This is a genomic window from Caballeronia sp. BR00000012568055, from assembly GCF_029439455.1.
Lineage (GTDB): Bacteria > Pseudomonadota > Gammaproteobacteria > Burkholderiales > Burkholderiaceae > Caballeronia.
This window is the reverse complement of sequence record NZ_JAQFVG010000248.1, coordinates 106,885-125,716: the sequence shown is the minus strand read 5'-3', so window position 1 is coordinate 125,716 and position 18,832 is coordinate 106,885. Positions and strand designations below refer to the sequence as shown.

At 60.1% G+C, this 18,832-nt stretch carries 25 protein-coding genes; 9 read left to right on the top strand and 16 right to left on the bottom strand.

The window, feature by feature from the left end; all coding sequences use genetic code 11:
• Positions 1–128 precede the first annotated feature (128 nt).
• Both P7F28_RS13760 and P7F28_RS13755 read right to left on the bottom strand, forming a co-directional pair.
• Positions 129–590 (bottom strand): LEA type 2 family protein, encoded by a 462-nt coding sequence (locus P7F28_RS13760; protein WP_370467318.1) that lies wholly within the window; start codon positions 588–590, stop codon positions 129–131.
• A 72-nt stretch (positions 591–662) separates the two neighbouring features.
• Positions 663–1,187, bottom strand: a complete 525-nt coding sequence (locus P7F28_RS13755) for a metal-dependent hydrolase (RefSeq protein ID WP_277185063.1) — start codon at positions 1,185–1,187, stop codon at positions 663–665.
• A gap of 245 nt (positions 1,188–1,432) precedes the next feature.
• Between P7F28_RS13755 and P7F28_RS13750 the strand changes: the two genes are divergently transcribed.
• Positions 1,433–1,939: a M48 family metallopeptidase gene (locus tag P7F28_RS13750; RefSeq protein WP_277185062.1), complete on the top strand. Its 507-nt coding sequence runs from the start codon at positions 1,433–1,435 to the stop codon at positions 1,937–1,939.
• On the opposite strand, the gene P7F28_RS13745 is transcribed toward P7F28_RS13750, so the two are convergent.
• The 9 genes from P7F28_RS13745 to P7F28_RS13705 form a co-directional block, all read right to left on the bottom strand.
• A complete protein-coding gene (locus tag P7F28_RS13745) occupies positions 1,897–2,586 on the bottom strand; it encodes a 4'-phosphopantetheinyl transferase superfamily protein (protein ID WP_277185061.1) in 690 nt (229 codons plus the stop codon). The genes P7F28_RS13750 and P7F28_RS13745 overlap by 43 nt on opposite strands.
• Positions 2,587–2,619: 33 nt before the next feature.
• Complete coding sequence (locus P7F28_RS13740; RefSeq protein ID WP_277185060.1) at positions 2,620–3,006, bottom strand: tautomerase family protein; 387 nt, start codon at positions 3,004–3,006, stop codon at positions 2,620–2,622.
• 22 nt (positions 3,007–3,028) lie between these two features.
• Positions 3,029–3,814, bottom strand: coding sequence for a nitrile hydratase accessory protein (locus P7F28_RS13735; RefSeq protein WP_277185059.1), 786 nt, complete (start codon positions 3,812–3,814; stop codon positions 3,029–3,031).
• Positions 3,811–4,488: a nitrile hydratase subunit beta gene (gene nthB / locus P7F28_RS13730; RefSeq protein ID WP_277185058.1), complete on the bottom strand. Its 678-nt coding sequence runs from the start codon at positions 4,486–4,488 to the stop codon at positions 3,811–3,813. The genes P7F28_RS13735 and nthB overlap by 4 nt, the downstream gene beginning before the upstream one ends.
• Positions 4,485–5,117, bottom strand: coding sequence for a nitrile hydratase subunit alpha (gene nthA / locus P7F28_RS13725; protein ID WP_277185057.1), 633 nt, complete (start codon positions 5,115–5,117; stop codon positions 4,485–4,487). Before nthA ends, nthB begins: the two co-directional genes overlap by 4 nt.
• Positions 5,118–5,199: 82 nt before the next feature.
• On the bottom strand, positions 5,200–6,057 hold the full coding sequence (locus tag P7F28_RS13720) for a GNAT family N-acetyltransferase (protein WP_277185056.1): 858 nt from the start codon (positions 6,055–6,057) through the stop codon (positions 5,200–5,202).
• Positions 6,058–6,121: 64 nt separating this feature from the next.
• On the bottom strand, positions 6,122–6,361 hold the full coding sequence (locus P7F28_RS13715) for a hypothetical protein (RefSeq protein WP_277185055.1): 240 nt from the start codon (positions 6,359–6,361) through the stop codon (positions 6,122–6,124).
• A gap of 292 nt (positions 6,362–6,653) precedes the next feature.
• Positions 6,654–7,490, bottom strand: a complete 837-nt coding sequence (locus P7F28_RS13710; protein ID WP_277185054.1) for an alpha/beta fold hydrolase — start codon at positions 7,488–7,490, stop codon at positions 6,654–6,656.
• Positions 7,487–8,530 (bottom strand): M14 family zinc carboxypeptidase, encoded by a 1,044-nt coding sequence (locus P7F28_RS13705; protein WP_277185053.1) that lies wholly within the window; start codon positions 8,528–8,530, stop codon positions 7,487–7,489. The genes P7F28_RS13710 and P7F28_RS13705 overlap by 4 nt, the downstream gene beginning before the upstream one ends.
• 189 nt (positions 8,531–8,719) lie before the next feature.
• On the opposite strand from P7F28_RS13705, the gene P7F28_RS13700 reads away from it, so the two are divergent.
• Complete coding sequence (locus P7F28_RS13700) at positions 8,720–8,968, top strand: DUF4148 domain-containing protein (protein ID WP_277185052.1); 249 nt, start codon at positions 8,720–8,722, stop codon at positions 8,966–8,968.
• A gap of 1 nt (position 8,969) precedes the next feature.
• On the opposite strand, the gene P7F28_RS13695 is transcribed toward P7F28_RS13700, so the two are convergent.
• Entirely contained in the window at positions 8,970–9,347 is a 378-nt protein-coding gene (locus tag P7F28_RS13695; RefSeq protein WP_277185051.1) for a nucleotide pyrophosphohydrolase, read from the bottom strand.
• Positions 9,344–10,324, bottom strand: a complete 981-nt coding sequence (locus P7F28_RS13690) for a 2-dehydropantoate 2-reductase (protein ID WP_277185050.1) — start codon at positions 10,322–10,324, stop codon at positions 9,344–9,346. Before P7F28_RS13690 ends, P7F28_RS13695 begins: the two co-directional genes overlap by 4 nt.
• 166 nt (positions 10,325–10,490) lie before the next feature.
• On the opposite strand from P7F28_RS13690, the gene P7F28_RS13685 reads away from it, so the two are divergent.
• The 6 genes from P7F28_RS13685 to P7F28_RS13660 all read left to right on the top strand — a co-directional run bounded on the left by P7F28_RS13685 (position 10,491) and on the right by P7F28_RS13660 (position 14,064).
• Positions 10,491–10,940: a GNAT family N-acetyltransferase gene (locus tag P7F28_RS13685; protein ID WP_277185049.1), complete on the top strand. Its 450-nt coding sequence runs from the start codon at positions 10,491–10,493 to the stop codon at positions 10,938–10,940.
• A gap of 192 nt (positions 10,941–11,132) precedes the next feature.
• Complete coding sequence (locus P7F28_RS13680) at positions 11,133–11,558, top strand: Hsp20/alpha crystallin family protein (RefSeq protein ID WP_277185048.1); 426 nt, start codon at positions 11,133–11,135, stop codon at positions 11,556–11,558.
• Positions 11,559–11,581: 23 nt separating this feature from the next.
• Entirely contained in the window at positions 11,582–11,947 is a 366-nt protein-coding gene (locus tag P7F28_RS13675; protein ID WP_277185047.1) for an Hsp20/alpha crystallin family protein, read from the top strand.
• Between the two features lie 168 nt (positions 11,948–12,115).
• Complete coding sequence (locus tag P7F28_RS13670; protein ID WP_306805893.1) at positions 12,116–12,862, top strand: ABC transporter substrate-binding protein; 747 nt, start codon at positions 12,116–12,118, stop codon at positions 12,860–12,862.
• Positions 12,863–12,867: 5 nt separating this feature from the next.
• Positions 12,868–13,650 carry a class I SAM-dependent methyltransferase gene (locus P7F28_RS13665; protein WP_277185045.1) on the top strand — a complete coding sequence of 261 codons (783 nt, stop codon included), beginning with the start codon at positions 12,868–12,870 and terminating at the stop codon, positions 13,648–13,650.
• Positions 13,651–13,722: 72 nt separating this feature from the next.
• The gene (locus P7F28_RS13660; protein WP_277185044.1) at positions 13,723–14,064 is read left to right on the top strand and encodes a hypothetical protein; all 342 of its coding nucleotides are present in this window, start codon (positions 13,723–13,725) and stop codon (positions 14,062–14,064) included.
• Here P7F28_RS13660 and P7F28_RS13655 read toward each other — a convergent pair.
• The gene (locus P7F28_RS13655; protein WP_277185043.1) at positions 14,003–15,412 is read right to left on the bottom strand and encodes a PLP-dependent aminotransferase family protein; all 1,410 of its coding nucleotides are present in this window, start codon (positions 15,410–15,412) and stop codon (positions 14,003–14,005) included. The two genes, P7F28_RS13660 and P7F28_RS13655, sit on opposite strands and share 62 nt — an antisense overlap.
• A gap of 147 nt (positions 15,413–15,559) precedes the next feature.
• Between P7F28_RS13655 and P7F28_RS13650 the strand changes: the two genes are divergently transcribed.
• Positions 15,560–16,888 (top strand): aspartate aminotransferase family protein, encoded by a 1,329-nt coding sequence (locus P7F28_RS13650; protein ID WP_277185042.1) that lies wholly within the window; start codon positions 15,560–15,562, stop codon positions 16,886–16,888.
• 45 nt (positions 16,889–16,933) lie between these two features.
• On the opposite strand, the gene P7F28_RS13645 is transcribed toward P7F28_RS13650, so the two are convergent.
• Both P7F28_RS13645 and P7F28_RS13640 read right to left on the bottom strand, forming a co-directional pair.
• A complete protein-coding gene (locus P7F28_RS13645) occupies positions 16,934–17,383 on the bottom strand; it encodes a PaaI family thioesterase (protein WP_277185041.1) in 450 nt (149 codons plus the stop codon).
• Positions 17,380–18,828, bottom strand: coding sequence for an efflux transporter outer membrane subunit (locus tag P7F28_RS13640; protein ID WP_277185040.1), 1,449 nt, complete (start codon positions 18,826–18,828; stop codon positions 17,380–17,382). The genes P7F28_RS13645 and P7F28_RS13640 overlap by 4 nt, the downstream gene beginning before the upstream one ends.
• Between the last annotated feature and the right edge of the window lie 4 nt (positions 18,829–18,832).

Sequence of the window (18,832 nt, the reverse complement as noted above, 5' to 3'; positions counted from 1 at the left end):
TCTTGGTTTGTCGATGATTATGCGCCGCGTTGCCGCTTCGCCGCCGCGAAGCCACGGTGCAATGCACAATCGTAGTGCAATCTATCAAACCTTAAACGATCGCGATGAACCTCGCGCGACAACGGGTTTTAGTAGCCGAGTGCGCCGGCCCCGCCCGGAAAGTCGATCACGCCGGAGCCAGAGAACCGCGCGCCGCCAAATGTGCCACCCGCGAGCTTGCCGCGTACCGCGTAGGAGACTTTGCTGACCGAATCGCCGCTGGCGTAGCCGAGCGCCTGACGCGCCACGGAAAGCGCGGAAATGGTCACCGGCACGGAAATGAGCGTTTCGCCGTAACGCGGCACGCTGCCGCGCTGGTCGCTGACGCCGCTGGCGAAGGCGCGTCCATTGAGGTCGAGATCGAGCGCGACACCGTCATAGTCGATGGGCGCGTCGTTTGGATTCTGTACACGAAGCTTGACCGCGAAACGCATTTCGAGCCCTTGCCCTTCCAATGGCTCAATGCCCGCCACGTTCACGCGCATGTCTTCGCGATTGAACAGACCGGCGCAACCATCGAGCGTGAGAAGTGCAACGCATGCGCACAGCAGGAAGACGAAACGCCTGAGCGGGTGGTTCAATGGCCTCTCCGGTTTGATGAAATGACAGTGCTTATTCTATGTTCAGGCGTGCAGAGTCCGCAGCGCATTCATCAGCATATGGCCATATGCATGATGAAACCAGATATCGTCCGCGACGAAAAACGCCGCGATCCACGATGCGCCGACTACGATCAGATCGCAATGGCCGCTGGTCCAGAGGTTGAGCGAATGACGCGCGTGTATCCACGGCACGCCCAGCGGATTAGGCCAATCGGCCAGCAGGTGTATCAGCCCGCCGCAGGCGAAACCGAACGCAAACGCCGCGCCCGCTCCGTAGTCTCCGCCACGGCCGAGAAAGTGCCACGATACCGCTAACATCGCGGCCCAGCCGACGCCCCAGTGCGTCAACGTGCGATGCGTGATCCACAAGCGCCGCGCGCGGCTCCACCACGCCACTTCGAGCCAGTCCGGCGCGGTTGCACCCGCGATGGCCGCGACCATCGCCAGACCGCACGCCAGATGATTACCGCCCGTTCCACTGACGAGCGCCGCCGCGATGATCCCTGCCGCAAATCCGGTTGCGTGATGCGCCTTGCCCGATGCCATGAAGTCCTGCCTGCAAACACATTGAAGAAAGAAGGCGCGAATGTTCGCACGCGGCTTGCCGCATCGCGCAGGCGGAAACATAAACTTACGGAAATGCGAGAGTGGAAACACGGCGTAGTGGCCAATCATCGGCGAGCCGGCGCGGCGTTGACTAAAATGGTTCGAAGATCGTTGCGCGCGAAACCGGTTCTTGCGCCGGGATTCGCGCATATCGTGCAATGGAACACACTTCGAATACCGCCGTCATGCAACAACTGAAATACCTCAGCGCTTACCCCAACGCGTTGCAGGACAAAGTACGCCGTCTGATCGCTCAACAGCAGTTGGGTTCGTATCTCGATGCGCGTTATCCCAACAAGCACGCGGTGCAATCCGATCGCGCGCTGTATTCGTATTGCTCGGATCTGAAGAACGAGTTCCTGCGCGTGGCGCCTTCCATCGACAAGGTGATTTACGACAGCAAGCTCGATGTGCTGAGGCACGCGCTCGGCCTGCATACCGCGATTTCACGCGTGCAGGGCGGGCGGCTGAAGGCGAAGAAAGAGATACGTATCGCGTCGTTGTTCAAGGACACGGCGCCGGAGTTTCTACGGATGATCGTCGTGCATGAACTCGCACATTTGAAGGAAAGCGATCACAACAAAGCGTTCTATCGGCTGTGCGAGTTGATGCAGCCTGGGTACCATCAGATCGAATTCGACTTAAGGCTTTATTTGACGCACCGGGATTTGGCGAAGATTGAGGCGCTTTGAGACCATGAAAGTGCGGCCGCGTAATTCATGGGTGCTTTGAGCACGGCCACTTCATAAGCGCCTGCTTCTTTTGATAACGCGTGACGCTCGCCATCGCGCGGCAGCACGGAAAACGCGTCCATGCGGATCGCGCCTGCACCAATGCCGGTGCCGTGCGCCTTGAGCACGGCTTCCTTTGCGGTCCAGCAATCGAAGAACGCGTTACGTTGCGCGTTTTCGTGCAGGACTTCGATGGCGCGTGTGTCGGCATCCGCGAATACGACGGATGTGAGTTCGCGCCAGTTCAGGTTTGCACGTGCTTCTTCGATATCGATTCCCACGGCACGTTTCCTCGACAACGCAATCGCGCCGAACGCGCCCGAATGCGATACGTTGAAGTCCGGCGCGTGGTTCAACGCAAGCGCGGGACGCCCATTCGCATCCGTTTCGATGACGAGACTCGCCGCGTCCTCGTCCACTTCGGCGGCGAGCACGCGACGCAAGGCTGCGCGCACGGCGGCGAAACGCGTGGCATCGACCGGACGAAGATAGCGGCGCGCACGGGCGATTTCCGCTTCGTTCAGCACGGCGCAATCCATCGGCGCAGTGAAATCGATTTCTACGAGCCACACGCGCACATCGTCGGGCGCGTGTGACGGAAGCTGCATGGGCGTGACGTGGTTCAGAATGAAACTCCGGCGTTATTGAGGCGCGTATTGTGCCTCGCCGTTGCCGAACGACCAGTTTTCCTTCTTCACTTCCACCAGATTGATGAACACGTCTTCGCGCCGCAGCTTCAGCCGTTCGTGCAGGCCATCGGCGACGGCTTTGTAGAACGCTTTCTTCTTCGCGACATCGCGGCCTTCGTTGAGCGTGATCTGAATCACGACGCAATCGTCCGTCCGCTCGATGCCCATATACGTGCGATCGACAATGAAATCCGACGCGCCCCGCTCCGCGATCACCTGAAAGCGATCGTTCTCCGGCACGTCGAGCGTGCGGCGCATCGCCTCGTAGACAACATCGCCGATAGTCGTGCGATACGTCGCGTCCTTGCCAAGCATCAAATCGATTCGAACGAACGGCATATGAGGCTCCTTGTGCTGCTGTTCATCTATAGATCGGATGAAGCAGCAGTTCGGGCACGCCGCGTTCATCCACGAGTACCACCGCATTCTGCTCGAACTTTTGCATCAACGCACAAGCGGCCTCGCGCGATACGTTCAACGCGAAAATGCTCGCTTCCGAATGCGGCGGGTTTTCGTTCGGATCGAATCCGATGCCTTTTAACGCGGGCACGTTCAGAAGATCGTTGGCCAGCGACTGTTGGCGGGCTTCGTTCGTTGCCTCATCGAACAAGACACCGAACGGGTTGTACGCGGTCACGAATACAGCGCTCGTCGCGTGATAGCGCTTTAGCAGCGCAATAACCGCTTCGTTCGGTTCGTCGATACGCATATCGATACGCGCTTCGCCTTCTAAAAAGATGCGATATACCGCGCCGCGATACGCCTCGAGCGTCGCGTCCGAAAGCGAGCGCCGAAGCTCGATCGGCTGACCATGCGGCGTACGATGCGCCGCCTCATCCCACTCGATACGCCGTTGCCTGAGCCTTTCCTCGCTCGTGCAGCCCTTTTCCGTGCTGATGCGCTCCAACGCGCTCAGCCAGTGCGCGTAATACGTATCGCCGTGATCGGGATCGCCTGCGGCCTGCGCGTCGCGGATGGCTTCGCTCAAGGCGTGCGCCCATTCCTGCCACGTGAAGACGCCGCGCTCGTACAACGCGAGCGTCATGGCGAAGGCTTGCGCTTCCCACGGCGCGTGAAAAACGGGACCGTCCTCATCGAATGGAAGGTTGGGAAGGGCTTCGCGGAGTTCGTGCAAATGCGTTGTCATGCCTGATCGGCCGCCTCCAGATACGGCTCCCAGCAATCCACATAAACCGCTGATGCGCTCGTGTCCGCGCCCCACAGTTCGGTGGCATCGAAACGGACGGTGTAGAGCCAGCGCGGGTCTTCGCCCTGCGCCAGCGCGTTGGTATCGGGGAACACGTGCGCGCCGCGCACCGCGACCATGCTGCCCGTTTTGCCACGGCAATAACGCGGCAGACGCGTGTGCGTCGGCGGATTCATCTCTTTGGCACGCACGCGACCGTTCACGTTGAAGCGCGCGGGCGCTTCTAACACGCGCTCAGTCGGCGATCCGCGCAGCAACGCGGCGCTCACATCGGCGGCGCGCAGGACGCGTACATTGGGCAATGGCGCATCGATCGAACGGCCCGATGCGATTTCCGCCTCGCTTGCCAGTCCCTTCGCCACGATCAGCTTCTTCAATCCCTCGAACCAGATTTCGTAATACGTACTGCCGAGATATTGCGCGGGCGGCAAACTTTCGCGCGCCGCGCGTGATGTGTCGATATTCCATCGCCCGGTCGCGCCCATCGCGAGCGTCACGGCGAGGACGAGGCGTTCCCATTCGGCGTGAAAGGGCGACGCGCCGGGTGCATCGCAGGCATCGGCCACGACGGGACCGAACGCCTGCATGCCGCCCATATCGTGCGCGGCGTTCATGATGCGGCTCCTTCCGGCGATGTTGCAGGCGAAAGCGCGAGGCCTGTACCGATCATCGAATCGCGCGTGACGAGTTCGGCGAGCGCGGCTTCATCGAGATGATCGGTGTTGGCGGGACGCATCGGCAAGACGAGATAGCGGATTTCGGCGGTGGAATCGAAGACACGCAGTTCGACATGCTCGGGCAAGCTCACGCCGAAGTCCTTCAACACGCCACGCGGATCGATCACCGCGCGCGAGCGATACGGCGCCGACTTGTACCACACCGGCGGCAATCCCAGCACCGACCACGGATAACACGAACACAGCGTACACACGACCATGTGATGCACCTGCTCCGTATTCTCGAGCGCGACCATATGCTCGCCCTGCCGTCCGCTATATCCGAGCGATGCAATCGCCGCCGTCGCATCCTCCAGCAACCATTTTCGATACGCCGCATCGCTCCACGCCTTCGCGACGACGCGCGCGCCATTGCGCGGCCCGACGCGATGCTCGTACGTTTCGATAAACACATCGAGCGCTTGCGGATCGATATAGCCTTTTTCGACGAGCAAGGATTCGAGCGCGCGCACGCGCAAATCCATCTCGGACAAGTGGGAATGATCGTGGTCGTGGTCGTGGCTCATGGGCGTGGGAACGTGAGTGGACGCGCGATACACGTTACCGGAGTGCGCCTGCGCGTGCAAACAGCGTGCAAACCGAGCGCATTCACCCAAGTTCGAAGCTCGTCACGCCGAAGATATTGGCAAGCGGCATAACGGGCGCAGCGTGCGTGAACATACGCGCCGTTTCGAACACGCTCGTCATCTCATGCTCGACCGCGAGCGCGACGGCGGCGGGATTGCATTCGGGCACATCGAGCACGACTTTGCCGCCTTCATCCGATGTCGCCACCAGCGCGCGGAACAAGGCACGCGCCACGCGCCGGTCTTGCGCGAAAAGCGGTCCGATCTTGCGGCCTTCGCGACATCGGCGGATGACGCCATAACCGCGCAGCGTGTCGCCATCGACGGCGGCGAGTGCGTTGGCATGGGGCGCATCGAGCCATGCGCGCAGGAAGGTTTCGCGCGGCGCGGCGAAGTGATGCGTGTCAAATTGGAGCAGTCGGTCGAAGGGAACGCGGCGTGCATCGACTAAATCGCCGTCATGCTCGCCCGTCACGAAACCCTCATAGCGCACATTCCGATGCGCGAGCACGAACCCCGACTTGCGATAGTTCGCCTGCTGCGCCAGCACGCCGTCCAGCGCGATATTGCGCGTGCCCAGATACGCCATGCCCGCGCGCCACAACTGCATGCCATAGCCCTTGCCACGCCATTCCGGCCGCACGATATACAAGCCGATGAAACCGAGCGACTCGCCGTACGCGACGGCAGACATGCAGCCGATCGGCTCGTCATCGAACGTGGCGATGAAGAAGCCTTCGGGATCAGCGGCGTGGAAGGTGGAAGCATCGTCTAGGCCGGGATTCCAGCCTTCCGCCGCGGCCCAGTCGATCGCGAGTTGAGGCTCGCCTGGGCGCATGCGGCGGACGATAAAGTGCGGGGAGTCGGAAGAAGTCGGCATGCGCGTCTCTGATGGACGAAACGACGACGAATGCCTGCAGTGTAGAACGCGGCGAAAAAAATGCTCAGGAATAGTCGCGACGACGCTCTGCGCGGCTGAAGCTCTGACGCGAACGCCAGTCTTCCGAGCGCAGCACGTACTCGCCGTCCTCGCGCGCTTCTTCCTCGGAGTCGAAGCCTTCGTCGCTATACGCGACGACCTTCATTCCGCCACCCGAGGTGCGTTCGACTGTGATGCCCCAATGCCACCCGCCTTCCTGATGGAAGACATGCAGCACGGGATGAGTCGATGTAATCAGGTCCATAAGCTACGGCTCCCTCAAGCTGACGTTCGTAAGGCGGACTGCCTTGCCCGACGAACGCCCTTGATCTTCGGGCGTTTCTCTTTTACGTCGATGCCATCCGGAACGATTCGATATCGTTGGTTGAAATGGGTGGAATATTTGCGGCCTTTCCGCTTGTTCCAAACAGCATACGCAATGCGATGCTGCGTTGCAACACGGGGTTACCCGATGCATGGGGTCATGCACACGCCAATGAAGCGTCAATCACGTTCATCATTGAAGAACATGCAGCGAACGCACGGGTAATAGCGCGTTATTTCCGCGAGTGGAACGCGTGATGCGCTTGCTTCGCATCGTGTTCGCTGATGGCATGAGTCGCATGCATCGCGTGCATATCAGCGAGCCAAGTGGCGATGGCTTCGCAGGTCCACGCGGCATCGTCGTGCGGGAGATCGTGGCCGGACCACGGATGAATCGCGTGCTTCGCGCGCCATTGCTTCGCGATACGCTCAGAGCATGCGTTATCCACGAGCCTGTCCGATCGCGACGACAAAATCAGCGTCGGACATGGCGGCGCGAATGGCTGCGCACGGAATCGCGCGGCGGCGTAAAGCTGGCGAAGCGCGTTGCCCGCACTTACGCCGTGCGTGCGTCTCAATGCGGCCCATTCGCTTATATCCGTATCGATTGTGTCGATGCGATGACAGGTCAACGCGTGAATCAACCGCTCGCATCGCTCGGGATGATTCCATTGCGTCGCGATACGCAAGAGCGTCGGCCACGCGGACACGCGCAAACGTTCATCCACACGCGCGAATGGCCGCATGCTCGTGTTGATCAGCACCAGCCGTTCGATCTCACCGGGATGCTGCTGCGCCCACGCGGTCGCGACCATCGCGCCGAGCGACATCGCGAGCACGCGGCACGACATCGTGACGCCGAGCGCGACGGCGCGGGCGCGCACATCGTTCATCATCGCGTGGACGGAAAGCGGAACGTGCATCGCGCGTTCGTCGCCGTTGCCAGGAAGATCGATGAACACCGCGCGATCATCGTCACGCAACACGCCATGCGCGCGCATCGACGATTCGAACGCGCCCCAGTGACGCGTTTCGCGCGTGAGCCCACGCAGCAAAATCCAATCGCTCATGAGGTCGATACCGCGCTGGCAGGCTGCCAGTGTTCGCGCGCGCGACGCATGACCTGATCGCGGAAATCGCCGTTCGGCAGCCAGCGGCGCGACGAAAACGCCGCGCGCGTCAAAAAGTCGAAGAAGCTCGGATGCCGCCGCAACACGCGCCGCGTCCGATGCGCCTTGATCGGATTAAAGATGCCCATGCGCGTGAACATCTGCATCGGGTTCTTGCGAATCCAGCGCCACGAGCCGAGTTCCAGCGTCATCGGCAAAAAAATATTGGGCGCGCGCGTGCGATCGTATGCGCAATCCCACAGATCGCCATGCAGCAAATATTGATGGCTTTGCGGCTCGAACGCGTACCCGTGATGCGGATACGACTCCTCGAACATGGTCTTCAGCAGAAACATTTCCGGCAGATGCGCCATTTCGCGTTCGGTGCGCGCGTAGGGAAACCAGATGCTGTCGTCCCAGCCGAAACCCGAATGACAGTCGAGCGCAAAGCTCAGCGGACGCGACATCAGTTCTTCTTCGACCACTGAGAGCAAGGCCGCGCTTTCCACTTCCAGTTGCGCCCCGCTCGGCCCGCGATACCACGGCAGCCACGGCCCGATGCGCTGCCCGCCCGCGAGAAACGGCACGCGCCCTTCGGCATTTTGCGGCGCATTGCGCATCAGATCGACGCCATTCGGATTCGAGCGACGCCGCGCCGCCATACCACCGGGATTAACAATCGGCATGAAGATAAGGCGAATGGTCCGCAATTGCTCGCGCAACAGTTCGTCCCATTCGAGCCGCCGCAGCAACGCGCGCATGTACTCGAGCACGAGTTGCGTGCCGATACATTCCAGCCCGTGCACGCCGCCAAAGAAACCGACCGCAGGCGCATTGCGATCCGTCGAACCAATCGATGCCGTGATCAGCGGAAACTTGAATTCCTGCACCTGCACTTCGCCGATGGTGCGCCGCTCGAACCACGTGCCGCCCGCGACGAGAATCGCCTTGAGTTCGTCCATCTCGGGAAAGCTGTCGCTGGCAACGCGCAAAGTGCTCATGAATTACGGCCTTTCTTGTGTGGTCGTTCTTGATTTCGGCTTTGATCGCAAGCTCTGCGCCGCAAAACGCCGAGTATAGGTCGGATTGTCTGACAACAATATGCGGCGTGCGCGCTTCGCGGCTTCAGCAGCTTTCTGCACGGTCACCTAGAATGGATTTACCGCGCGATGCGGTAAGAGGCAATCATCATGACATCCCTATCCCGCTTGATTCTCGGCGCGCTGGCTTTGTGCTGCGCGGCGTCCGCTTTTGCGCAGCCTTCCGGCGCATATGATCCCAACGCGCCCAAGACGCGCGCGCAAGTACGTCAGGAGTTTCTCGACTGGCGTGCCGCCGGCTACGATCCCAACGACTGGCTCGGTTATCCCGACAACGCCATCAAGGCCGGACGTATCGTGGCGCAACGCCGCGCGCAAGGGATGAATATCGCGCACTGATTTAGTCGTCGCGATACTCGGAGTATTTGCGCGCATCGCCCCGCACTTTGTCGGCCGGATATTTCGCACGATTGAGCGCCATCTTCTCGATCAGCGCGCGATGCAGATCGACGTCGAGCGAGTCCGCGAGCATCACGAGATAGGCGAGCACGTCGGCCATTTCGTGGCGGATCGCGGTGAGCTTGGCGTCGTCGAGTTCGGTCTTGTCGCCGGTGGCGAGCCACGTGAAGGGTTCGAGCAACTCGCTCGCCTCCACGCTCAACGCGCTGGCGAGATTCTTGGGCGTATGAAAGCGCCGCCAGTCGCGCTCGTGGACAAACTCGCGCAGCATGTCGCGCATTTGCGTCAATTCATTTGACGCGTTCGGTTGATCGTTCATTTCGGATACAGATTCAGCGTGCGTGCATGAAGACGCGCGAGGCCGAGCAGCGCGTCCGTGTAAGGCGTGGGCACTTCGGTCATCACACCGAGTTCTTTTACCGATGCCACCAGCGCATCCAGCTCCACCGATTTACGCGCTTCGACATCCTGAAGCATGGACGTTTTCATCGCGCCGAGTTTGAGCGTGACGGCGTGCCGATCTTCCGGCGCTTGTTCGATCGGAATGCCAAAGCGCGCGCCGATTTCCTTCGCTTCCAGCATGATGCGCGTGACGAAATCGCGCACGAGATCGTCGGAGAGAATGCGGTCCGTAGTTGCGCCTGTGATTGCGCTGATGGGGTTCATCGTCATGTTGCCCCAGAGTTTGAACCAGACGTCGCGCTGAATTTGCGGCGAGTGCGTCGCGTCGAAACCGGCCTTCGAGAACAGCGAAACCAGTTCTTCGACGCGCGCATTCGGCTTGCCATCCGCCGCGCCGAGAATCAATCCCATGCCCTGCCGATGCCGAATCACGCCCGGCGATTCGACGAAACAACTCGCATGCACCACGCAGCCGACCGTTTGCGATGAAGGAATCGCAGCGGCGATCGCGCCGTGCGGATCGACAGACGAAAGGCGCTTGCCGGCGAAGGCATCGCCGAGTCCGTCGCAGAACCACCACGGCACGCCGTTCATCGCGGTCAGCACGATGGTGTTCGCATCGATCAATGGCGCGATATGCGCGGCCACGTCTTCCATGGCGGGCGCTTTCACCGCGACCACCACGAGATCCTGCGGCCCGAGCGCTTCCGGCGATGCACTCGCCGCGACCTTCACCGTATGCGTCGCATCTTTCTCGATAAGTTGCAGGCCGTGCGCGTCAAGCGCTTCGAGCGTCGCGCCGCGTGCGATCACGCTGACATCGCAACCCGCCTGCGCGAGCTTGACACCAATCCATCCGCCGATTGCGCCTGCGCCGTATATGCATACTTTCATCGTCCGGTCCTCGTCTGATCTGATGCGCTTTATTGTAAAGCGAGGCCGCGTTGCCTCGCCGTGGAAGGTTCCTCGGACACGTCCTCGTCCGCGGATCGACCGGCATCGGAACGGCCTGCTAAGCTGGACGATCTCTACCGCTTCGACATAGAAAATTGGCTTTCCGATGAATCTGACTTTCTCACCCACTACGCATTCTGACGCTGATCTGCTGGTGAGCATTCGCATCGCGGCGATGCGCGAGAGCCTGGAGCGTCTCGGACGTTTCGACGCACAACGCGCGCGGGAACGTTTCCTGGCATCGTTTGAACCGGCGCTGTGCCGCTTCATCGAAATCGATCATGTCCGGGCGGGCTTTTACCTGATTCGCCCTTATTCGGACCACTGGCTGCTGGACCATTTGTACATCTTGCCGGAACATCAGGCACGGGGAATCGGGTCCGCAGTGCTGCGAAAGATCATTGCGGATGCCGATTCACAACGTATGCCTGTCCGCCTGGGCGCTTTGCGTGGCAGCGAATCGAACCGTTTCTACCAACAACACGGTTTCGAGCAGACGGACGAAGCGGAGTGGGATATTTATTACACGCGCCAGCCAGATTCCGCAAAGTCATAGCGCCCTGCTCTGGTGATGCTCAGACGGATTTCAAGAGCTTCTCGATCGAATAAAAACCGCGTTTTGCGCTATTGAAACCATAGCGCCCGAACCTATTTTGGATTCAGAGGCAGCGAAACATCTCGCTGTCGAATCAACCGATTTGTTATTTCTGCTAGCCGGCGTTCGCCGCGCATTATCGGAGACTGGACCATGAGTGACTTGTATTTCAGCGGCGATCTTTTCTCGGATCTCGACCGTGTGCAGCGCCAATTATTCGGCAATTTTCCTTCGAGCATGCGTTCGAGCCGTGCAGATGCTTTCCCGCGTCTGAATATTGGCAGTACCGAAGAAGCGATTCAGATTGTCGCGTTTGCACCGGGCATCGATCCGGCATCGCTCGATGTGACGGTCGATAAAGGCACCCTCACTATCAGCGGTGAACGCAAGGCACAAGCGCCGACCGATGGCGCGCGTACTTATGCTCGCGAACGCTTTAATGGCAGCTTCCGCCGCGTGATCGAATTGCCGCGTAATGCGGACGCCGAACGAGTCGAAGCGCGTTATGAAAACGGTCTGCTTTCCATTACGGTCGGCAAGCGCGAAGCATCGAAGCCGCGCGCCATCGCTATTCAATAACTCTGCTTGCTTGCGAGGAAAATATGAACGACACCACTCAAATCACTCAGCGTCAGGCAGCCACGATTACGCCTGCGGTCGATATTGTCGAGAATAGCGAAGGCATTACGCTGTGGGCCGATTTGCCCGGCGTGCCGCGCGATAAGTTGGACGTGAAAGTGCATGATGCGCGCTTGTATATCGAAGCAGAAGCCGTCGTGCCCGTGCAGCCGGATTTGCGCGTGCATCATGCGGAAATTCGCGCGCCGCGTTTTGCGCGTGCCTTTACCGTTAGCGAAGACTTCGACACCACAAAGATCGATGCGAATCTGACCAATGGCGTGCTTAAGCTCAGCATTCCGCGCCGTGAGACTGCGCGTCCGCGAAAGGTGGAAGTCAGCGTGAATTAATCGCTAAGATTTCTTTAGCGTTTTAGCAAAGGCCGCAAGCGATTGCGGCCTTTTTTGTTTGTGCGTCAAGCCGCGCCTCTATAATTCCTTAGCGGTTCCCATCCGATTTAACCTAAGAGACGCAAGGAAAATAACGTGAACAGGCTGTTGACGGTGTTGTTGGGTTCGATGCTCGCCGTATCGATCGGTGCGCACGCTAAAGAATGGTCGACGATTCGCTTTGGCGTGGATGCCAGCTATCCGCCGTTCGAATCGAAAGCGGCGGACGGTTCGCTGGTCGGCTTCGATATCGATGTCGGCAATGAATTGTGCCGTCGTCTGAACGCGAAGTGCGTGTGGGTCGAAAACGCATTCGACGGCATGATTCCAGGCCTCAAATCGCGCAAATTCGACGGCGTGCTTTCCACCATGTCGATGACGCCCGCGCGCGTCAAACAGATCGCCTTCTCCAGCAAACTCTTTCACGTGCCCACGCGTTTAGTCGCTAAACGTGACTCCAAAATTCAGCCGACAGCCGAAGCGCTCGCCGGTAAATCGGTTGGCGTCGAACAAGGTTCGATGCAGGAAACGTATGCCAAAGCGCATTGGGGCAGCAAGGGCGTGACGGTCGTATCGTATGCGGATCAGGATCAGGTGTATGCGGATTTGCTTTCCGGCCGACTCGATGCATCGCTGCAAAACGCCGTGCAAGCCGAGCGTGGCTTTCTCGATACGGCTCGCGGCAAGCCCTACGCTTTTGCGGGCGGCGCGCTCGAAGATCCCGCGATTTTCGGACCGGGGACCGCAATCGGCTTGCGCAAGGAAGACACGGACCTGAAGGAGAAACTCGATGGCGCGATTGCCGCGATGATTAAAGACGGCACGTATAAGCGCATCGAACAGAAGTATTTCGACTTCGATATCTACGGCGAGTAATCACCATGACTCAGGCAGGCGATGTGCATCGCGCGGCGGCGGATGGTTATACGGCAAACGCGGATGGTTATGTACGCGGACGTCCCGGTTATTCGCCGGAACTCGCGGACTGGCTCGCGAATGTGCTGGGATTAAACGCGGATAAAACCGTTGTCGATCTCGGCGCGGGCACGGGCAAATTCACGCCTTGGCTCGTAAAAACAGGCGCGCGCGTGATCGCCGTCGAACCTGTCGATACCATGCGCGCCAAGCTCGCACATGCCTTGCCGAATGTCGAAGCATTGAAAGGCACCGCGCAATCCATTCCGCTTCTAGACGCATCCGTCGATGCAATCGTCTGCGCGCAATCCTTCCACTGGTTTGCGCATAAGGAAGCGCTAAGCCAGATTCATCGCGTATTGAAGCCTGGCGGCAAGCTCGGGCTCGTATGGAACACGCGCGATAAACGCGTGCCGTGGATCGCGAAGCTGGATGCCATCGTCGATCAGTATGAAGGCGGCAGTCCGCGCTTTTACACCGGCGCGTGGCGCAAGGTATTCCCACATACTGGATTCGGCGCGCTGCATGAAACGCGCTTTTCGATCGGACATAGCGGGTCGCCTGAGCACGTGATTCTGGATCGCGTGCGTTCGACGAGTTTTATCGCCGCGTTGCCTGAAGACGAACGCGCGCGTATCGACGAACAAGTACGCGCGTTGATCGATTCAGAATCCGAGTTGCGCGGCAAGGAAACCGTTACGGTGCCTTATGAAACTGCCGCGTTCGTCATCGTAAAAGAAAACAAATAAGCCTTTGGCAAAGGCTCCATTGCGTCATTGCAAAATTTAGCAAGGCGCAATGTGTTGCATGAGCCGTGCGCCATGATGGCTTCGGTATCGGCATGGTGTTTGCATAAGCTCACGCACCAGTCGAGTCTGTCGAGGACCATCATGCATCATTCGATCGAGCCGCACGAGTTGACCAAGATCGATCTCGCCCGCTTTCAGATCGTGCAGGTTTCGGATGGCACGTATAGCGTCGTGCTTTGGGAAGCGCCGGATAATTCGCGCGCCGAAGTAGCGACGTTGACGATTCGTCTGTGCGATCCGCTCAATCCCGTGCGCAGGAAAGACGTGTGCGAGCGCTTGCAGGCGTATCGCGTCAGCCGATTTCCTGCTGCAAGAACGACCACAACGCATCGTCCACGGAATACGGCACGTTGAAGCGAAAACTCGCGCTCGGGGCACCGCCGGGGCGGAAGTAGGAACCTGGCGCGAGCCAGATGCCGTGATTCAAGGCGCGCGTGGCGAAATCGCTGGCGTGGTCCGGATCGATCGGCAGCGTACCCCATACGAAAAGCCCTGCGCGCGGGCGTCGAAATAGCTCGATGTTGAGCGCATCCATTCGTTCTTCGACGAGCGCGTGCGCGTCCTTCAATTTTTCGATAACGACTTCGACGTGCCGTGTATAGCGCCCTTCCGTCAGCACTTTTTCGACAATGCGCTCCGTCGCCTCCGATGTAGTCAACCCCACCGCCATCTTCGTGCGCGCCATTTCGCGCAGCACTTCGCGCTCGGCGACGACATAACCGCATCGCAAAGCGGGCGTGATGGTTTTCGCAAAACCGCCGACGTAAAGCACGCGGCTCAGGCCTTCCATCGCGGCGAGCAACGGCGCGCCGGGCGGCGCGAGTTCGCGGTTCACATCGTCTTCCACGACCCACAAGCCATGTCGCTCGGCAATCTGCATCAATCGAAATGCCGATGCCATGCCAAACGTCGCGCCGGTCGGATTCTGCAGCGTCGTGTTGAGAAACACCGCTTTCGGCCGATGTTCAATCACGATGCGCTCGAACACGTCCGTATTGATACCCGCCGCCGTGCGCGGCACGCCATGCACGGTCAGCCCCGCGAGTTGCAGGATTTGCAGCAGATTGCAGTAACCGGGATCTTCGACGACGACCGCATCGCCGGGGCGCAGCAGCGTGCGCACGATCAGGTCCAGCGCCTGCGTCGCGCCTGCGGTGAGCAGCACGTTCGATGCGGCATCGACTGGCAATCCATGCCGATCCAATTGCTCCGCGATGCGTTCACGCAATGGCGCAAACCCATACGGATGCCCATAGTCCGCAATCCGCGCCGACGGCACGCGTCCGACCGAACGCAGCGCGTGCTGCAAACCGCTTTCGTTGATCCATTCGTTCGGCAGCCAGCCGCAGCCGGACTTGATCGGCACGGAATGATCGGCGAACACATCCGACAATAACCACGTGGCCGTGAGACTCGGCGGCTGCCATTCGACCGCGCGCGCCCGCTCGCTATGCCCGCGCACCGCTACGCGATAGCCGGAACCGCGCCGCGCGGTGACGAGTCCCATCGACACGAGACGGCCATACGCCTCCGTCACCGTGAACGTGCTCAGCGCATGCGCCTCCGCCAGACGCCGCACGGACGGCAGCAACGCACCCGCGCGCAGCGTCTGCTCCTCGATAGCCGAGGAAAACGCGCGCACCAGTTGTTCGACGAGCGTCGGCGCTTGCCGCGAGCCACGCTCCAGCTTGAGTTCGATCATCCATCGAGAATAACGCGCAACCGGAGAACGCGCCAATACAGTTTGCGGCATTTGACCAACACAGTTGGCAGCGCAGTCACACAACTGTCTATGCCGCGCAAATTTGTCGAGGAATAGAGTGGCCGTACTTCCACAGGAGACTTCTTCATGAACGCGCGCCCCGTCATCGACGACCTTTCATCGTTCTGGATGCCCTTCACCGCCAACCGCCAGTTCAAGGCCGCGCCGCGCCTGCTGGAGAGCGCCAAGGGCATGTATTACCGTTCGACCGATGGTCGCGACGTGCTCGATGGCTGCGCCGGTCTCTGGTGCGTGAACGCGGGCCACTGCCGCGATGAAATTGTCGAAGCGGTGCAGAAGTCGCTTTCGACGCTGGATTTCGCGCCGACTTTCCAGATGGGCCACCCGCTCGCGTTCGAAGCGGCAACGAAAGTGGCGAGCATCATGCCGGAAGGACTCGACCGCATTTTCTTCACGAATTCCGGTTCCGAATCCGTCGATACGGCGTTGAAAATCGCGCTCGCCTATCACCGGGCGCGCGGCGAAGGCCAGCGTACGCGGCTGATCGGGCGCGAACGCGGTTATCACGGCGTGGGCTTCGGCGGAATTTCGGTCGGAGGGATCGCGCCGAATCGCAAGACGTTTTCGGGCGCGCTGCTGCCTTCGGTCGATCATCTGCCGCATACGCACGATCTCGCGCGCAACGCGTTTTCGAAGGGCCAGCCGGAGCATGGCGAGCATCTCGCGGAAGAGCTGGAGCGCATCGTCGCGCTTCACGATGCATCGACGATTGCGGCGGTGATTGTCGAGCCGGTCGCAGGTTCCACCGGCGTGCTGATTCCGCCGAAGGGCTATCTGCAAAAGCTGCGCGACATCTGCACCAAGCACGGCATTTTGCTGATTTTCGATGAAGTCATCACCGGCTTCGGACGTCTCGGCAAGGCGACGGCGAGCGAGTATTTCGGCGTAACGCCCGACCTCATCACGATGGCCAAAGCCATCAACAACGCCGCCATTCCGATGGGCGCGGTCGCAGCGCAACGCTTTGTGCACGACGCCATCGTCAATGCAGGCGCGGCGAACGCGACCGAACTGTTCCACGGTTATACGTACTCGGCGCATCCGGCCGCGACCGCTGCCGCAATCGCCACGCTCGATCTTTATCAGCGCGACAAGCTGTTCGATCGTGCCGCGTCGAAGTCCGAGAAATTCGAAAGCGCCGCACACGCGCTGCGCGATGCGCCCTACGTGAAGGACGTTCGCAATCTCGGACTGGTTGCGGGTATCGAACTGGAATCGCGTGAAGGCGCGCCGGGCGCGCGTACGTATGAAGTGTTCGTGAAGTGCTTCGAAGCGGGCGTGCTGGTGCGTTATACGGGCGATATCCTGGCGTTCTCGCCGCCGCTGATTATCGAAGACAATCAGATCGATCAGATCTTCAGCACGGTGCGAAAGGCGCTGGAAAGCGTGAAATAAATGATGTTTTCGGTTCCTTCGTTGGCCGAAGGAACCGAACTTGTCTTATCGTTCCATCACCAGCAGCGTGGAAGTTGCCGACGCGTATAAGCGGCCGTTGGCATCCTTCAAATTGGCTTCTGCAAAAGCCGCACGTCGTCCGATCGACAACACGCGCCCTTCCGCCCGCAGCAAACCCGTGTCACGCGTGATTGCCTTGTGATACGCGACCTTCAGTTCGAACGTCGTATAAGCCTGCGTCGCGGTCAGACATGAATGCACCGCGCATCCGCAAGCGGAATCCAACAGTGCCGCCGCATAGCCGCCGTGTACCGTGCCGATCGGGTTATACGCATGATCGCCCGCCACGCCCGCGAACACCGCGCGCCCCGCTTCCACTTCGATAAAGTCGAAGTCCAGCGACACCATGATGCCTGGCTTGCGCCCGCTCGCGATCAATCTGCGCAATTGCGCGAGTCCATCCAGTCCCGCTGCGGTCTCTTCGATCAGACTCATTTCGTCTCCTTGCTTTGCGTGCTTGCTGTCTTGATGGAATCGTCGGTCGTGCTCCATCCGCCACCGAGCGATCGATACAGCGCCACTGCCGCCAGCGCATGTTCGCGCTTCGATTGATTGAGAGAGTCGGCATCGCGCAGATAGGCTTGTTGCGCGTCGAGCACGTCAAGGAAGCTGGCTGCGCCGCCTTTGTATAGCTGCGTCGAAAGCTTCAGCGATTGATCGGACGCGGCGAGTGCATCGGTTAAACGCTTGGTCTGATCGCTCGTGCTGACCAGATCGCTGCGCGTGTCTTCGACATCCTTCAGCGCTTCGAGCATGGTCTGCCGCAAATGCAGTTCTGACTCGCGCATCTTGCTTTCGTTCTGCTCGATATCAGCGGTAATGCGGCCAGCGTTGAAGATCGGACTGGTCGCGTTCAATGCTGCGGAGAACAGATTATCGGTCAACGTCGGCAAGCCGAGATAGGACGATGCAAGCAAGCCATCGGTCAGACGCAACGAGAACTTCGGATAGCGCTCTGCACGCGCGACGCCCACTTCCGCTGCGCGTTGCTGCACGCCTGCGTAAGCGACGAGCACGTCCGGACGACGCAGCAGTGCATCGGATGGCAGCGTGGTCGGCGCGCCGTTTGCAGGCACCGGAATTACGGGCGATGGCCCTGCATCCGCGAGCATCAGCTTATCGACGGACTCGGGCGTGCGGCCCGAATACACCGCGATCAGGCTGAGCTGATGCTGAATAGTGGCTTGCGTGCGCGGAATGCGTGATTGCAGATCGCTTAGTTGATTCTGCGCGCGTGCAACATCGAGTTGAGTCGATAAGCCGTATTGAAGCCGGCGTTGCGTGAGTTTCAGCGCACGGTCACGAATTGCTTCGTTATCTTGAAGAATCTTCAGTTCCGCCTGCGCCCAACGCAGATCGACATAAGCCGATGCGGTATCCGCTGCCAGCGCCAGACGCACCTGATCGGCGGCATGTTCGCGGCCCACGAGCTGCGCCTGCGATGCGAGCAATTCCAGCCGCTCGCCGCCAAACACATCCGGCGTCCAGCTCAGCGTCAATCCGATACCCGCCTGCCTCACGTAGCCCAAGGGCGGCGGCGTGTTCTGGCGCGTGTCCGATGCGCCCGCGTTGGCGTCGAGTTGCGGCAGCAATGCTGCGCGTCGTTGCACGGTCAGCGCTTGCGCCTGCTTTACGCGTTCTACTGCGGCCTGCACATCCAGATTGCTGTTCAGCACCGATGCAACGAGTTCGTGCATCACCGGATCGTTGAACTGATTCCACCACGCGGTGGGATCGGCATCGGCTGGCGGGGTATCGACACTCCATGTGGCGGGCGCGGTCGTGTGCACGGTGTCGGGCAAATCGGCGTGCGTTTCCGGCTGCACGGCACACGCGGCGAGCGCGAATGTCGTCAGTATGGCGAAATATAATTTCTTCATGATC

Bases quoted from the DNA above. Each gene is read 5' to 3' on its own strand.
- P7F28_RS13755 (WP_277185063.1), bottom strand. From the start codon at position 1,187: ATGGCATCGGGCAAGGCGCATCACGCAACCGGATTTGCGGCAGGGATC.
- P7F28_RS13750 (WP_277185062.1), top strand. From the start codon at position 1,433: ATGCAACAACTGAAATACCTCAGCGCTTACCCCAACGCGTTGCAGGAC.
- P7F28_RS13745 (WP_277185061.1), bottom strand. From the start codon at position 2,586: ATGCAGCTTCCGTCACACGCGCCCGACGATGTGCGCGTGTGGCTCGTA.
- P7F28_RS13740 (WP_277185060.1), bottom strand. From the start codon at position 3,006: ATGCCGTTCGTTCGAATCGATTTGATGCTTGGCAAGGACGCGACGTAT.
- P7F28_RS13735 (WP_277185059.1), bottom strand. From the start codon at position 3,814: ATGACAACGCATTTGCACGAACTCCGCGAAGCCCTTCCCAACCTTCCA.
- nthB (WP_277185058.1), bottom strand. From the start codon at position 4,488: ATGAACGCCGCGCACGATATGGGCGGCATGCAGGCGTTCGGTCCCGTC.
- nthA (WP_277185057.1), bottom strand. From the start codon at position 5,117: ATGAGCCACGACCACGACCACGATCATTCCCACTTGTCCGAGATGGAT.
- P7F28_RS13720 (WP_277185056.1), bottom strand. From the start codon at position 6,057: ATGCCGACTTCTTCCGACTCCCCGCACTTTATCGTCCGCCGCATGCGC.
- P7F28_RS13715 (WP_277185055.1), bottom strand. From the start codon at position 6,361: ATGGACCTGATTACATCGACTCATCCCGTGCTGCATGTCTTCCATCAG.
- P7F28_RS13710 (WP_277185054.1), bottom strand. From the start codon at position 7,490: ATGAGCGATTGGATTTTGCTGCGTGGGCTCACGCGCGAAACGCGTCAC.
- P7F28_RS13705 (WP_277185053.1), bottom strand. From the start codon at position 8,530: ATGAGCACTTTGCGCGTTGCCAGCGACAGCTTTCCCGAGATGGACGAA.
- P7F28_RS13700 (WP_277185052.1), top strand. From the start codon at position 8,720: ATGACATCCCTATCCCGCTTGATTCTCGGCGCGCTGGCTTTGTGCTGC.
- P7F28_RS13695 (WP_277185051.1), bottom strand. From the start codon at position 9,347: ATGAACGATCAACCGAACGCGTCAAATGAATTGACGCAAATGCGCGAC.
- P7F28_RS13690 (WP_277185050.1), bottom strand. From the start codon at position 10,324: ATGAAAGTATGCATATACGGCGCAGGCGCAATCGGCGGATGGATTGGT.
- P7F28_RS13685 (WP_277185049.1), top strand. From the start codon at position 10,491: ATGAATCTGACTTTCTCACCCACTACGCATTCTGACGCTGATCTGCTG.
- P7F28_RS13680 (WP_277185048.1), top strand. From the start codon at position 11,133: ATGAGTGACTTGTATTTCAGCGGCGATCTTTTCTCGGATCTCGACCGT.
- P7F28_RS13675 (WP_277185047.1), top strand. From the start codon at position 11,582: ATGAACGACACCACTCAAATCACTCAGCGTCAGGCAGCCACGATTACG.
- P7F28_RS13670 (WP_306805893.1), top strand. From the start codon at position 12,116: ATGCTCGCCGTATCGATCGGTGCGCACGCTAAAGAATGGTCGACGATT.
- P7F28_RS13665 (WP_277185045.1), top strand. From the start codon at position 12,868: ATGACTCAGGCAGGCGATGTGCATCGCGCGGCGGCGGATGGTTATACG.
- P7F28_RS13660 (WP_277185044.1), top strand. From the start codon at position 13,723: ATGATGGCTTCGGTATCGGCATGGTGTTTGCATAAGCTCACGCACCAG.
- P7F28_RS13655 (WP_277185043.1), bottom strand. From the start codon at position 15,412: ATGATCGAACTCAAGCTGGAGCGTGGCTCGCGGCAAGCGCCGACGCTC.
- P7F28_RS13650 (WP_277185042.1), top strand. From the start codon at position 15,560: ATGAACGCGCGCCCCGTCATCGACGACCTTTCATCGTTCTGGATGCCC.
- P7F28_RS13645 (WP_277185041.1), bottom strand. From the start codon at position 17,383: ATGAGTCTGATCGAAGAGACCGCAGCGGGACTGGATGGACTCGCGCAA.
- P7F28_RS13640 (WP_277185040.1), bottom strand. From the start codon at position 18,828: ATGAAGAAATTATATTTCGCCATACTGACGACATTCGCGCTCGCCGCG.